We start from the raw sequence: 14,099 nt of genomic DNA, 5'->3' as shown, positions 1-14,099 counted from the left end.
TCTTGATAGATTTCTCCTGAGTCGGAATCTTTACATTATTAAAGAATTGTTTTTTATAAAAAAACACTATTTTTGATTACTTGACAAAGTTAGTATTTGTCAATTGATATTCAAATCTGAAATCAACAATCGTTAATCTAAAATCAGAAATCTAAATGCCACTAACCATAATCAATTCGTTTGCTTCTTGGGTTCTAAAACAAAGAATACATCAAATCGAATTATTCTTGAAATATCCAAACGAAGTTCAAGAGGAATTGCTTATGAATTTAATTCAGTCATCTAAGAACACTGTTTTAGGAAAAAAATACGATTACAATTCTATAAATTCCTACGCCACTTTTTCAGAAAGAATCCCTATTTCAACTTATGAAGAACTGCAACCTTTGATCGAAAGAACACGTCAAGGAGAGCAAAATGTTTTTTGGGAAGAACCCATAAAATGGTTTGCAAAATCTAGTGGAACGACAAATGCAAAAAGCAAATTCATTCCCGTAAGTAACGAAGCGCTTGAAGATTGCCATTATAAAGGAAGTAAGGATTTACTATGCCTTTATTTAAATAACAACGAGAATTCCCATCTATTCTTAGGTAAGAGTCTGCGACTTGGCGGAAGCTCACAGATCTATGAAGACAACGATACTTTTTATGGAGACCTTTCCGCTATTTTAATTGAAAACATGCCTATCTGGGCCGAGTTTAGCAGCACGCCAAGTAATAAAATTTCGTTGATGAGCGAGTGGGAATCTAAAATCGCTGCCATTATAAATGAAACTAAAAATGAAAATGTAACTAGTTTTGCTGGTGTTCCTTCATGGATGCTAGTTCTAATGAATAAAATGCTGGAGGAAACGGGCAAAGGAAATCTACTTGAAATATGGCCAAATCTAGAAGTGTACTTTCATGGTGGTGTAAACTTTGAACCGTACCGCGAACAATATCAAAAAATAGTTCCAAAGAAAGATTTTAAATATTACGAAATATACAATGCCTCCGAAGGTTTTTTTGCAATTCAAGATTTAAACAATTCTAGTGATTTATTGTTAATGTTAGATTATGGAATATTCTATGAATTTATTCCAATGGATACTTTTGGTACACCCAATCAAAAATCAATTCGGTTAGCTGATGTAGAATTATTTAGAAATTATGCTTTAGTGATAACGACCAACTCTGGATTATGGCGTTATTTAATAGGTGACACTGTTCGTTTCACTTCCTTAAATCCTTACAGAATTAGAGTTACAGGTAGAACTAAACATCATATTAATGTTTTTGGTGAAGAACTGATGGTAGAAAATACGGATCAGGCTATTGCCAAAGCCTGTCGATTAACAAACACTCAAGTCGTTGATTATACTGTTGCTCCCGTATTCATGGAAGGTAAAGAAAAAGGTTCTCATGAATGGATGATAGAATTTAAACAAAGTCCAGCTGATATTTCTAGCTTTCAAAAGATATTAGACGAATCAATACAATCTTTGAATTCTGATTATGAAGCCAAACGACATAATAACATGACGTTAAACCCGTTAGTAATTAATGTGGCAAGAAAAAATCTATTTTATGATTGGCTAAAGGACCATAATAAATTGGGAGGCCAACATAAAATTCCGAGATTGTCAAACCATCGAGATTATTTGGAACAGTTAAAGGAAATGGAACAAAGTATAATTGTATAATTATGAAAAGAATACTTTATATATTCGCTCTTTTAATTTTGCTAGTTTCTTGTGGACCAAAAAGAATGGGCTGCGGTGCCAGAGGAATTTGTAAAACAATTACAATTCATTCTGTTCATGATTCGAACCAAAATGCTAATGACAAAGCATAATAAAAGCTGTCAATAAAATTTATTAACAGCTCAATAGTCAAATTGCAATTCTAATTATCATCTTCCATCATATCAATGTGCCTGTCGTGATATCCTAAAAGATACAAAACTCCATCTAGACCTAAACTTGATATCGAACTTCCTGCTTTTTCTTTTACCGTTGGTTTTGCATGAAAAGCAATTCCTAAACCTGCTAAACTTAACATTGGTAAATCATTAGCTCCATCGCCCACCGCTATTGTTTGATTAATATGTATACCCTCTTTGTCTGCAATGGCTTGTAAATATTCTGCTTTCTTTTTACCATCTACTATTTCCCCAAGATAATTCCCAGTCAATTTACCATCAATAATTTCGAGTTCGTTTGCATGAACATAATCGATTCCTAATTCCTTCTGTAAATATTTTCCGAAAAAGGTAAATCCACCAGATAAAATAGCAGTTTTATATCCGTAATATTTCAAGGCTTTCATCAATCGATGCGCACCTTTTGTGATTGGTAAATTTTCTGCAACATTTTGTAAAACATCTTCACTAAGTCCTTCTAGTAAAGCCATGCGTTGCTTAAAACTTTCGCTAAAATCTATTTCTCCGTTCATAGCTGCTTCAGTAATTGTGCGTACTTGCTCTCCCACTCCTGCTAACTCCGCTAATTCATCAATAACTTCGGTTTGTATTAACGTAGAATCCATATCAAAACAGACTAAACGACGATTCCTTCGATACATATTATCTTCTTGGAAAGAAATATCGACATCTAAAGTTCTAGAAATCTCCATAAAACTAGCGGTCATGAAAGTTTTATCTACAATAGTACCAGTCACGGAAAGCTGTATACAAGAACGCGGAAATTCATCTTCTTCTACAATAGATACGCGACCGGTTAATCTCTTTATTGCATCAATATTTAAGTTTTGATTAGACAAAATTCTGGTAACAGCAGCTAATTGAACAGCAGTAAGCGTTTCTCCCAGGACATTGATACTATAACGCTGTTGGCGTTGTCCTTTCACCCATATTTCATAATCAGGTACTGAGATAGGAATAAACTTAACTTTAACGCCAAGCTCATACGCTTTAAACAACAAATCTTTTAAGACGGGCCCAGAAGTTGATCCTGCTTTTATTTCGAATAAAATCCCTAAAGAAAGGGTGTCATGAATATCAGCTTGACCGATATCTAAAATTATAGCATCATAATTCGCTAATACAGATGTTAAACCAGCGGTAACTCCTAATTTATCCTGACCAGAAACTTTTAATAAAATAACTTCTTTATCCTCTACTTGCATGCTGTATTAATTTGATTATGAAGCAACAAAAATCGGCATTCTAATGATGATAAAAAAAAATAATGTTCCTTTTTGCGCACAATAACAAATAGTGTAAAATAGGCATAAAAAAACCCGCTCAATGTAATGAACGGGCTAGTCTTATTATGAAATATGTAATTTTATGAAGCGATCTCTAAACGCTTTAATAAATTTTTATTCAATGTCTCCTGTGCGTACTTCACATCAATTTCCAATGTTTTATCGTCAGAACTTGGCAATTCGTACATTGCATCAGTCAAGATTGCTTCGCATAACGAGCGCAATCCTCGAGCTCCTAATTTATACTCTAATGCCTTATTTACAATAAAATCTAAAGCTTCATCCGTAATAGTGAAAACTACGTCGTCCATCAAGAATAACTTTTCATATTGTTTGATTAACGCATTTTTAGGTTGTGTCAAAATTGCTCTCAACGTTTCTCTGTCTAATGGATCCATGTGCGTCAATACTGGCAAACGACCAATTATCTCAGGAATTAATCCAAAATCTTTGATGTCTTTCGGAATAATATATTGCAATAAATTGTCTTTATCGATATTATCTACATTTTTTGAAGTAGAATAACCAACAGCCTGACGATTCAATCGTTTAGAAATAATTCTTTCTACACCATCAAAAGCACCTCCAGCGATAAACAAAATATTTTGTGTGTTTACCTCAACAAATTTTTGGTCTGGATGCTTACGTCCTCCTTTAGGTGGTACGTTTACAACGGTTCCTTCTAATAATTTTAATAAAGCCTGTTGTACTCCTTCTCCAGAAACGTCACGTGTAATTGATGGATTATCGCTTTTACGAGCAATTTTATCTATTTCATCAATAAATACGATTCCGCGTTCTGCTTTTGCAACATCATAATCAGCTGCTTGAAGTAAACGAGTTAAAATACTTTCAACATCTTCTCCTACATAACCCGCTTCAGTAAGTACTGTTGCATCAACGATTGCTAAAGGAACATCAAGCATTTTAGCAATAGTCTTCGCTACTAATGTTTTTCCTGTTCCCGTTTGTCCCACCATAATGATGTTACTTTTTTCAATCTCTACTTCGTCGTCTAATTGCTGTTGCATCAAACGTTTGTAGTGATTGTAAACGGCAACCGACATTACTTTTTTAGTTTGATCTTGACCAATAACGTATTGATCTAGGAACGCTCTAATTTCTTTTGGTTTCTTCAAAATCAAATCGCCAACAAGTTTTGAACTCCCGCCAGATTTTAATTCCTCTAAAACAATTCCGTGCGCCTGTTCGATACATTTATCACAAATATGCGCATTGATTCCAGCAATCAGCAAGCTGGTTTCTGGTTTCTTTCTCGCACAAAACGAACATTCTAATACTGCTTTTGCCATTCTTTTAAGTCTAAAGTCATAAAGTCATAAAGTTGAAAGTCATTAGCACTGCTCCTGACTTTCAACTTTCGACTTTCGACTATATTTTTACTTTCTTATTAAAACCTCATCAATCATTCCATAAGCTTTCGCTTCTTCAGCAATCATCCAGTAATCACGTTCACTATCAGCATGAACTTTATCAAAAGTTTGTCCTGAATGTTGTGAAATAATATGGTACAATTCATCTTTCAATTTCAACATTTCACGCAAGTTGATTTCCATATCAGTAGCAACTCCTTGTGCTCCTCCTGATGGTTGGTGAATCATAACTCTTGAATGTGGTAATGCCGACCGTTTTCCTGCTGCTCCTGCACATAGTAAAACCGCACCCATAGAAGCTGCCATTCCTGTACAAATAGTTGCTACATCTGGTTTGATATATTGCATCGTGTCATAAATTCCTAATCCTGCGTAAACACTTCCTCCTGGAGAGTTCAAATAAATTTGAATATCCTTAGAAGCATCAGCGCTTTCAAGAAACAGTAACTGTGCTTGAACGATATTTGCAATTTGGTCGTCGATTCCTGTTCCTAAGAAAATAATACGATCCATCATTAATCTTGAGAAAACGTCCAATTGTGAAATATTCAACTGACGTTCTTCAATAATATAAGGAGTCATATTAGTTGGAGGAGTCATTGCACCTACGATTTTATCGTAATACATTGAGTTCACTCCTTGGTGCTTTGTAGCAAATTTTTTAAATTCTTTACCGTAGTTCATATTTTTTTATTCTAAGTTTTACGTTATATCTAGTTCCTTTACTATTGCAAAGGTCGTACCTCTTTATAGTTAGTGTCAATATGTCTCGTTTTTATCCCAGGTAGCAATCAAAAGCTTTTTGAAATCGTATTGCCTATTTTCTTGCACGAAAAGAGCGACTTGAAGAAGCTCCTTTTCTTGCTTGGAAAAAAGCAAACCAGATGAAAAAACTTGTACCATCCCGAAGCTTCGGGACTGGATTAGCTCCTGACAGTATTGCAAATAAAAAGAGCGCCAAAAAATGTTTCTTTTGACGCTCAAATATACTTATTATTTATTGTTTCCAATTGGTAAGCAAATAATAAAATTTTACTAATCTCAGCCCGCTGAGGGACTTTTGACTTTCGACTTTACCACTTTACAGACTAAATTTATTCTCCGTATGAAGCGGCAATAAATTCTTCGTAAGTAACTTCTTTAGTTTTTGGATTTGCTTTTTCTTTAAACAAGTCAAGCATTTTTTCTCCTACCACTTGGTCAGAAAGTCTTTTTACTTCGTCTTGATTAGACAACACTCTAGCAACAATTCCTTGAACTTCTTCGTCCGTTGGGTTTGTTTGACCAAATTGTGCCATTTGTTGACGGATATTTTTTGTAGTGAATGATTTCAAGTCTTCAAAAGTAACTTTGATTTCATTTGTAGCCATTGCTCTACCTTCTATCAACTGAAAACGCAATCCTCTTTCAGATCTTGCATATTCTACTTCAGCTTCTTCAGGAGACAATTTTTTCTCACCTACTGTTTGCAACCATTTTTTCAAAAATTCAGCTGGTAAATCAAATTTTGTACTTTCGATCAAGAAATCTTGAACATCAGCTAATAATTTTTGGTCTGCTTGCTGCGCGAATTGAGTTTCAGCATCTTCTTTAATTTTAGCTTTCAATTCCTCTAACGTCGCTACAGTTCCAGCTCCAAACAATTTGTCAAACAACTCTTGGTTTAATTCAGCAAGTTCAGCTCCGTTGATTGCTTCGATTGTGAAATCTACATCAACAGCTATTGTGTGAACGTCATCATGACCTATTTTCATTACGTCCATCAATTGATGTGCGTCTTCAAACAAACCACTTGTATTTACAGTCACAACGTCACCTACTTTTTTACCAATGAATTTATCAGCAGTCGCTTTGTCTTTAAAAAGATCCAAAGAAATAGTAGTTGCATTATTAATTCCAGCTTCTTCGTTTACAAAAGTTCCAGTAATATCTGAATCTGCTACAACAGCTTCTTGAGGAATTGCAGTTCCAAATTGTTTTTGGATACGTGCTACTTGACCATCAATCAATTTATCATCAGCAGTAACAATATATTTTACTACGTCATTTTTACCTTCAAGATCTAAAGTAAAGTCAGGAACTAGTCCAATTTCATATTCAAAAACCAATTCTTCAGCGTCCCAAGAAAAATTCTCGTTTACTTTAGGAAGTGGAGTTCCAAGAAGGTTTAATCTTTCTGATTGCACAAAACGCTCAAGAGCTAAGTCAACCACTTTTTGAACTTCTTCTTGTTTGATCGATTTTCCGTATTGTTTTTCAACAAGATCTTTAGGCACAGCACCTTTTCTAAATCCTTTAACGGTTGCCAAAGGCATTTTTTCGTTTATTCTTTTTGCTACTTGACCTTTGTAATCCATGTGAACTACAGTCATTACAATTGTCTCGTTTACAGCGTCTATTGCTACTCTTTTGATATCCATCTTCTTCTTTAATTTATTATTATAAATTCGGACTGCAAAATTATAAAATTTTTACAAGTTCCACAAGCTTTTTACTACTGAACCTTATCAGTGGATTCTAAGGTTAGAAATGCAGAATATGTGTTGTATTTTGGGCGTGTCCCACCTTCGTTCCTCTACGGCGGGTCAGGCTTTTCGTTGCAATCTTTTTTATCATTCCGCTGTCGCTGCATGATAAAAAAGGATTTTCACTGCAATCCTTCACGCGGGTTGTGTATGGAATTTCGATTTATCGCAAAACCGAATTGTCTATATTTGAGAATAGAAAAACAATTTTTGTAAGATTAATTAGTATATTTGGGAAGTATACAAAGATGTTATTATAGAGAGTTAGCTACCTAATTATGGAATAATAAATCTGATTAAGTTAGACTTATATGCAATCTACAATTCAGTTTGGTAGAAACGAAAAAGAACCGATTAAAAATGAAATTAACAGAATCAAGAAAACTTATAATAATTAAATTAATTTCTAAGTTCAAGGAAAACGATGCTTATACAATAGAAATAACCGAATTTAATAAATGTGTTAATAATATAAGTGAAGTAAAGATAATTACCGAAATTTTAAAATATGAACTTGAATTAATGACGTCCATATCCAAAGGGACGTATAAACTTACCAATAAAGGAATTATTTTTAGTTTTGATGATATTGAGGACAAACAAATAAAGAACAAACTTGAACTAGACAATCTAAAACTTCAAAAAGAAGCTGCTGAATACCAACAATCAATAAGAAATAAAGAATATGAAATTCGTAATTTAACTAGAGATAATTTAAGGCTAGGTAATTGGGATATTAGATTTAGATGGTATATAGCAGTAATTAGTTTTATAATTGGATTTATAATTAAGTATTTTATTAATTAATAAAAAGCTTTTTTATAATAAGTAATACTTGCTGGCGTGAGCATCCCGGTCACGAACACAAAGATTGCGACACAAAGATTATACAACTTGCAGTAAGATAAATGCTTAGTCCTTAAATTTTGTGATAAAAAACAGTTCGTTAAAATATAAATATTAATCCGTTAGAGATTAGATACATTCGAAATAGAAAACCAAAGATTCTAATAATGGCCACTAGCAGAACGCTCGCACTATCACGAAGTATTGTATTAACCGTAAATAATTAAAAAAAAATGTTTTTTGTCATTTAAGCAAATAAGAGCAACAAGCGAAGATTCTTCCTTCGTCAGAATGACAAAGTTGTAGGGTTAAAACCTTAAATAAACAATAAATATCTACAGATGAATATAAAACCTATAAAAACCGAAAATGATTATAATCAAGCTCTTGAAAGACTTGAAATAATCTTTGATGCAAAATTGAATTCTCCAGAAGGCGACGAATTAGAAGTGCTGGGAATTTTAATTGATCAATATGAAAATGAAAATTTCCCAATTGGTTTGCCGGATCCTATCGAAGCAATTAAATTCAGAATGGAGCAAATGGGGTACAATCAAACTGATTTAGCAAATATTATAGGATTGAAAAGTCGAGCTAGTGAAATTTTAAATCGCAAAAGAAAACTTTCATTAGATATGATAAGACAGCTTCATGAAAGTTTACACATTCCAACCGATGTTTTAATACAATCCTACTAAATAGATAAGTTGAATAAAAACAAGATAAATATTCTCTTTGTATCAGAAATTCGCCTAGCTGGAATTTGATTGCCGCTCGCGAACTCAAAGATTCTTTCTTCGTCAGAATGACAAAGTTGTAGCGCTAAAACCTCAACTAAATAACTTTGGTTTCAGCGGGACTTTCGCACTAGATAAAACTTATGTAATATAATAATACTCGATTTTAAAAGAGAAATAAAAAAATTAATTAAATTCGATTTTGAAAAAAAATTAGTAAATAAATTCCCTGCTGCTTTTAAAAATCTAAAAAATGGAACAGAAATACAATATTAAGAACGGTGAAATCATTTTTGATGAAAACAAAATTGTAATTATTGATAGCGCTAAAAAGGAAATTCGAACAAAAATACTACTATCTAGTATTTGGACCGTTTACGGAATTCTATCAGTTTTTAGAGGACTTAAGACTGAAGATCAATTTGTCCTGTGGAGTGGATTATTTATAGGAATTGCTCATCTAATAATCTTAATTTTTACAATTTTTAGAACAAGTAAAAATACAATTGAGAATTCGAGTATTAAAACAATAGCGCTGAAAAATAGATTTGGAAACTCATTCCTTGATATAAAATTAAAAAACAACAAAACCAGAAGAGTAAATTTATTAGATGAAATCCCTGATGAACTCAAAAACTTAGTTTCGATTTTAAATTCTATTCAATAAATTTAAAAAAAATTCGTTAAAGTTCTCAAGGAACTAATGGTCAATATTTCATCATACATTAAAATTAGCAGTAAAGAAATCATTTTTTTTATTCAGTAATCAACTCCCTTAAAATTGACAATTTTTAATAAACAGAAGTCGTTTTAGTTATGTTTCCTCTATTTTCTAAATTATATTAAGCAGATCTCACCAAACTTTCAATTCTGTAATGAAATTTAATATCAGGCTTCATGATAAATTGCTCAACTATAAAACAGACACAAAACAAGATTTATTTAAATTATTAAAAAGGTATATTTGGTAAAACCGTAGAAAAAGCGGAAAATCAAAGGTTTCTATCTGTATGATTTAAGGTCTAGCGCTTGTTTTGCTTGGATTTAGAATTTCAAAGATTCCATAAAAACAAATCCATGAAGATTACTGCTCTATTTAAAGAATTTTACGAAAGCGAAAAAGCAGGAGGTCTTATTTTACTTTTTGTAACTATTATTTCTCTTGCCTTGGCAAACTCTCCTATTCAATCCAGTTATATTGCCTTTTGGGAATTTGACATGGGCGGTCACAGCATTACGCATTGGATAAATGATGCGTTAATGGCGGTGTTCTTTTTGCTAATTGGATTAGAATTAGAACGCGAAATTTACAAAGGAGAACTCTCTGATATTAAAAACGCTTCTTTTCCTCTTATTGGAGCTATGGGCGGTTTTATCATTCCAGCATGTATTTTTCTTTTGTTCAACTTTGGTACTGCTACACAAGCTGGAGCAGGAATCCCAATGGCCACCGATATTGCATTTGCCATTGGAATTCTATCTTTGTTAGGCAACAGAGTTCCGCTATCATTAAAAATATTCTTAACTGCATTAGCCGTAATCGACGACTTAATTGCTATTATCGTTATTGCAATATTTTATACAAAAACTATTATTTGGGCAAACTTATTATTATCTCTAGCAGTATTTGCAGTATTATTAATACTCAACCGACTGAAAGTTAAAAACTTAATACCATATCTTTTAGGAGGAGTTGTAATGTGGTATTTTATGTATAACTCTGGAGTTCACGCTACCATAACTGGAGTTTTACTAGCGTTTGCAATTCCGTTTGGCAATGGTGATAAAAAATCAACATCTTATGTTTTGCAACATTTTCTACACAAACCGGTTGCCTTTATAATTCTACCTCTTTTTGCAATTGCTAATACCAGCATCGCTATTGGCGCTGATTGGCAAAATGGATTAGGTGAGTCAAACAGTATTGGTATTATGGCAGGGTTAATTTTAGGAAAACCTATAGGAATTGTAGCTTTCGCTTTTACTGGAGCTTTAATCGGATTGTGCAAATTACCAAAAGGATTGCAATGGAAAAATATTGTTGGTGTTGGATTTTTAGGTGGAATTGGATTCACGATGTCTATTTTCATTACTATTCTTGCCTATGATGATGTCGCCTTAATAAATAGTTCTAAAATTGCTATCATACTTGCTTCCATCACTGCAGGATTGTTAGGTTTTGTATTTTTAAAATTTACATTAAAGCCTAAAAGTAAGTCTAGAAAACTATCGGAACTTTAAAAGCGCATTTAAATGTAGTAAAACCGGAACACATAAAAAAAGCCTCAAAATAAAATTATTTTGAGGCTTTTTTTAAAGAAAATAAAAATTAATTTAGTAGCCCGTAGCGGAATCGAACCGCTCTTACATGGATGAAAACCATGCGTCCTAACCGATAGACGAACGGGCCTTACTTCTAATTTCAAGTGCAAAAGTAGCACTATTTTTGACATGCGCAAAGTCAAACACTGAAACTAGAGATACGAAATCGTCTTTTTTTTATTTCAAATTTACAATCAATTCATAACTAGCTATTAGCGTAAAGCAGAATTGAATTTATATTTTAACATAAATTCAATTCGAAAACATTTAAAAATGAAATGATAGAAAAAACGAATTAAATAAGAACGCAAAAAAGCATTTTATTTTCGTCTTTTTCTATATAAGTGAGCTGCCGCTAAAATGATACCAGCAAAAATCAATATTGAAACCCACCAAAATAAAGGCAATCCAAAAAAAGAGTAAGCTTCTGCTGGTATTCCTACATTTACATTATCATTCATAGCAGTAAATTTTTAAAAATTTGACATAATAAACACTTGAAATAACCTTACAACTTCACATTACGCAATCGCAATGCATTTGCTATTACTGACACCGAGCTAAAACTCATTGCCAAGGCAGCAATCATCGGCGAAAGCAAAATTCCAAAGAATGGATATAAAATTCCAGCCGCAATTGGAATACCAAGTACATTATAAAAGAATGCAAAAAATAAGTTCTGATTAATGTTTTTCATCACCGCATGACTGAGATTCTTCGCTTTTACAATTCCTTGTAAATCTCCTTTTACCAAAGTTATTTTAGCACTTTCGATCGCTACATCTGTTCCAGTTCCCATGGCAATTCCAATATCGGCTTGCGCCAAAGCTGGAGCATCATTGATTCCGTCTCCTGCCATAGCCACGATTTTCCCTTCAGCTTGCAAGCGTTTAATTTCATTTAATTTATCTTCTGGCAAACAACCCGCTTTAAAAGAACTTAAATTCAATTCTTGTGCTACTGCTTTTGCAGTATTTTCATTATCACCCGTAAGCATAATTACCTCAACCCCTTGTCGCATCAATTCTTCAATCGCTGCTACGCTGGTTGGTTTAATAGCATCTGTAATTGCGATAAAACCTAGCGCTACGCTATTAATTGCAATGTAAGAAACTGTTTTTCCAAGTTTTTGTTCGGCAATAATTTTATTTTCTAGTTCAGTAGTTACGGTTGCACCTACTTGCTCCATCAAGCTTTTATTTCCAAAAGCTACTTTATCATTACTAACAGTTCCTATAACCCCTTTTCCAGAAATCGCTTCAAAATCATTGACTTCGATTAATGGGATTTCTTTTAATTTGGCAAACTTCACTACGGCTTGCGCCAAAGGATGTTCGCTATATTGATTCAACGAAGCACAATTTCGCAGCAATTCAGCCTCATTATTTTGTGTTGAAAACACCTTTTCAACCGATGGCTTTCCTTCGGTGATTGTTCCTGTTTTATCAATGATCACGACATTAACTTTGTTCATGTTTTCTAAGGCTTCAGCATTTTTTATCAAAACTCCAGAATGTGCTCCTTTTCCAACACCTACCATAACCGACATAGGCGTTGCAAGACCTAAAGCACATGGACATGCAATTATTAAAACTGCAATCGCATTAATAAATCCATAAACCAAAGCGGGTTCAGGACCAAAATTTGCCCAAACAATAAAAGTTACTATCGATGCGAGAACAACGATTGGAACAAAGTACTTCGCAATTTTATCGGCGACTTTTTGAATAGGTGCTCTAGAACGACTGGCAGAATTTACCATTTGTACAATCTGCGAAAGCATGGTCTCTGAACCCACTTTCTCCGCAACCATCACAAACGATTTATTTCCATTTATAGTTCCCGCTATAACATCATCATTTATTTTTTTATCCACTGGAATGGGTTCCCCAGAAATCATTGACTCATCAATGGTGCTTTCTCCAGTGGTAATTTTTCCATCAACTGGAATTTTATCACCAGGTTTCACACGTAGTAAATCACCTTTTTTGATGTCATGAATTGAAATCACTTTGTCTACTCCATCATTTACGATTGTAGCTTGTGTTGGTGCTAATTTTAAAAGTTCTTTAATAGCGCCACTAGTTCTGCTGTGCGCTTTAGCTTCTAATAACTGTCCTAATAAAACTAAAGTTAAAATAACCGTTGTTGCTTCAAAGTAAAGATGTACCGTACCGTGATGGGTTTTAAATTCGTCTGGGAAAATATCTGGAAAAAATAACCCCACTAAGCTAAAAAGAAAAGCCACACCAGATCCAATCCCGATTAGCGTAAACATATTTAAATTCCAAGTTAGAATAGATTTCCATGCTCTTACAAAAAACATCCAACACGCATAGAAAACAACTGGAAGAGATAAAACCAATTGCACCCAATTCCATGTTTGCGTATCTAATATTTTAGTAAGTGGATTGTTAGGAATCATATCTGACATAGAAATGATAAAAATGGGAATTGTAAACAATAACGCAATCTTCATTTTAGACCAAAGCTCATTGTACGCTTTGTTTTCTTCGCTATCTTTCGGTTCCATAGGAACTAAATCCATCCCGCAAATAGGACAAGCACCAGGATGATCCTCAACTATTTCTGGATGCATGGGACACGTAAAAAGTAATTTTGCCGAATCTAAGTCTGGTGCTTTTACTAAATCCATTCCGCACACCGGACAGTCACCCGCATCATCATAGACTTTTTCACCTTCACAAAACATAGGACAGTAATATTTCCCAGCTGCGTTTTTTGGAAGCTCAACAGCTACTTCTTCTACTGGTAATTTTAAATCGTTTGGATTAAAAACCTTTATGGAATATTTTCCAGCGGCGGTAAGTACTTCTTGAAAATCAGTAGTTTGAATCGGCTTCTGCATGCTAATAGTAGCAATTGGCGGATCTAAAGTAACCGTTGCTTCTACTCCTTCCATTGCATTTAATGTTTTCTCAACTTTGGTTCGGCAACCATCGCAAAACATTCCTGTAATCGTATATTTATAGGTCATTATGTGTAGAATTTAATGTTGGGAGCAAAATTACTATTAACAATGATATAAAAACTTATACAATTTTGGT

12 protein-coding genes and 1 tRNA gene are annotated in these 14,099 nt (G+C 33.5%); 6 read left to right on the top strand and 7 right to left on the bottom strand.

Going from position 1 to position 14,099, the window contains the following annotated elements:
- The first annotated feature begins 155 nt into the window (after window positions 1-155).
- Together BC961_RS01040 and BC961_RS14665 are read left to right on the top strand one after the other, a co-directional pair.
- Window positions 156-1,682, top strand: coding sequence for a GH3 auxin-responsive promoter family protein (locus BC961_RS01040; RefSeq protein WP_121924007.1), 1,527 nt, complete (start codon window positions 156-158; stop codon window positions 1,680-1,682).
- Between the two features lie 2 nt (window positions 1,683-1,684).
- A complete protein-coding gene (locus BC961_RS14665) occupies window positions 1,685-1,834 on the top strand; it encodes a hypothetical protein (RefSeq protein WP_170151273.1) in 150 nt (49 codons plus the stop codon).
- A gap of 50 nt (window positions 1,835-1,884) precedes the next feature.
- Here the strand turns inward: BC961_RS14665 and serB are convergent, their stop codons facing one another.
- The 4 genes from serB to BC961_RS01020 all read right to left on the bottom strand — a co-directional run bounded on the left by serB (window position 1,885) and on the right by BC961_RS01020 (window position 7,021).
- On the bottom strand, window positions 1,885-3,126 hold the full coding sequence (serB, locus tag BC961_RS01035) for a phosphoserine phosphatase SerB (RefSeq protein WP_121924006.1): 1,242 nt from the start codon (window positions 3,124-3,126) through the stop codon (window positions 1,885-1,887).
- A gap of 161 nt (window positions 3,127-3,287) precedes the next feature.
- Complete coding sequence (gene clpX / locus BC961_RS01030) at window positions 3,288-4,520, bottom strand: ATP-dependent Clp protease ATP-binding subunit ClpX (protein WP_121924005.1); 1,233 nt, start codon at window positions 4,518-4,520, stop codon at window positions 3,288-3,290.
- A gap of 87 nt (window positions 4,521-4,607) precedes the next feature.
- A complete protein-coding gene (gene clpP, locus BC961_RS01025; protein WP_121924004.1) occupies window positions 4,608-5,285 on the bottom strand; it encodes an ATP-dependent Clp endopeptidase proteolytic subunit ClpP in 678 nt (225 codons plus the stop codon).
- 410 nt (window positions 5,286-5,695) lie between these two features.
- Window positions 5,696-7,021 (bottom strand): trigger factor, encoded by a 1,326-nt coding sequence (locus BC961_RS01020; protein WP_121924003.1) that lies wholly within the window; start codon window positions 7,019-7,021, stop codon window positions 5,696-5,698.
- A 465-nt stretch (window positions 7,022-7,486) separates the two neighbouring features.
- On the opposite strand from BC961_RS01020, the gene BC961_RS01015 reads away from it, so the two are divergent.
- The 4 genes from BC961_RS01015 to nhaA all read left to right on the top strand — a co-directional run bounded on the left by BC961_RS01015 (window position 7,487) and on the right by nhaA (window position 10,950).
- Window positions 7,487-7,933 carry a hypothetical protein gene (locus BC961_RS01015; RefSeq protein WP_121924002.1) on the top strand — a complete coding sequence of 149 codons (447 nt, stop codon included), beginning with the start codon at window positions 7,487-7,489 and terminating at the stop codon, window positions 7,931-7,933.
- Window positions 7,934-8,313: 380 nt separating this feature from the next.
- On the top strand, window positions 8,314-8,670 hold the full coding sequence (locus BC961_RS01010) for a helix-turn-helix domain-containing protein (RefSeq protein WP_121924001.1): 357 nt from the start codon (window positions 8,314-8,316) through the stop codon (window positions 8,668-8,670).
- Window positions 8,671-8,962: 292 nt separating this feature from the next.
- On the top strand, window positions 8,963-9,376 hold the full coding sequence (locus BC961_RS01005; protein ID WP_121924000.1) for a hypothetical protein: 414 nt from the start codon (window positions 8,963-8,965) through the stop codon (window positions 9,374-9,376).
- A 410-nt stretch (window positions 9,377-9,786) separates the two neighbouring features.
- A complete protein-coding gene (nhaA, locus tag BC961_RS01000; protein WP_121923999.1) occupies window positions 9,787-10,950 on the top strand; it encodes a Na+/H+ antiporter NhaA in 1,164 nt (387 codons plus the stop codon).
- A gap of 97 nt (window positions 10,951-11,047) precedes the next feature.
- Here nhaA and BC961_RS00995 read toward each other — a convergent pair.
- From BC961_RS00995 to BC961_RS00990, 3 genes are all read right to left on the bottom strand, one after another.
- A tRNA-Glu gene (locus BC961_RS00995) sits at window positions 11,048-11,119 on the bottom strand.
- Between the two features lie 232 nt (window positions 11,120-11,351).
- Complete coding sequence (locus BC961_RS14640) at window positions 11,352-11,492, bottom strand: protein BatD (RefSeq protein WP_147440524.1); 141 nt, start codon at window positions 11,490-11,492, stop codon at window positions 11,352-11,354.
- A gap of 47 nt (window positions 11,493-11,539) precedes the next feature.
- Complete coding sequence (locus BC961_RS00990; RefSeq protein ID WP_121923998.1) at window positions 11,540-14,029, bottom strand: heavy metal translocating P-type ATPase; 2,490 nt, start codon at window positions 14,027-14,029, stop codon at window positions 11,540-11,542.
- Between the last annotated feature and the right edge of the window lie 70 nt (window positions 14,030-14,099).

Source organism: Flavobacterium weaverense (assembly GCF_003688495.1).
Lineage (GTDB): Bacteria > Bacteroidota > Bacteroidia > Flavobacteriales > Flavobacteriaceae > Flavobacterium > Flavobacterium weaverense.
This window is presented reverse-complemented; position numbering and strand designations above follow the sequence as displayed.

Excerpts from the sequence above, each read along its gene's own strand:
- BC961_RS01040 (WP_121924007.1), top strand. The coding sequence starts at position 156 with ATGCCACTAACCATAATCAATTCGTTTGCTTCTTGGGTTCTAAAACAA.
- BC961_RS14665 (WP_170151273.1), top strand. The coding sequence starts at position 1,685 with ATGAAAAGAATACTTTATATATTCGCTCTTTTAATTTTGCTAGTTTCT.
- serB (WP_121924006.1), bottom strand. The coding sequence starts at position 3,126 with ATGCAAGTAGAGGATAAAGAAGTTATTTTATTAAAAGTTTCTGGTCAG.
- clpX (WP_121924005.1), bottom strand. The coding sequence starts at position 4,520 with ATGGCAAAAGCAGTATTAGAATGTTCGTTTTGTGCGAGAAAGAAACCA.
- clpP (WP_121924004.1), bottom strand. The coding sequence starts at position 5,285 with ATGAACTACGGTAAAGAATTTAAAAAATTTGCTACAAAGCACCAAGGA.
- BC961_RS01020 (WP_121924003.1), bottom strand. The coding sequence starts at position 7,021 with ATGGATATCAAAAGAGTAGCAATAGACGCTGTAAACGAGACAATTGTA.
- BC961_RS01015 (WP_121924002.1), top strand. The coding sequence starts at position 7,487 with ATGAAATTAACAGAATCAAGAAAACTTATAATAATTAAATTAATTTCT.
- BC961_RS01010 (WP_121924001.1), top strand. The coding sequence starts at position 8,314 with ATGAATATAAAACCTATAAAAACCGAAAATGATTATAATCAAGCTCTT.
- BC961_RS01005 (WP_121924000.1), top strand. The coding sequence starts at position 8,963 with ATGGAACAGAAATACAATATTAAGAACGGTGAAATCATTTTTGATGAA.
- nhaA (WP_121923999.1), top strand. The coding sequence starts at position 9,787 with ATGAAGATTACTGCTCTATTTAAAGAATTTTACGAAAGCGAAAAAGCA.
- BC961_RS14640 (WP_147440524.1), bottom strand. The coding sequence starts at position 11,492 with ATGAATGATAATGTAAATGTAGGAATACCAGCAGAAGCTTACTCTTTT.
- BC961_RS00990 (WP_121923998.1), bottom strand. The coding sequence starts at position 14,029 with ATGACCTATAAATATACGATTACAGGAATGTTTTGCGATGGTTGCCGA.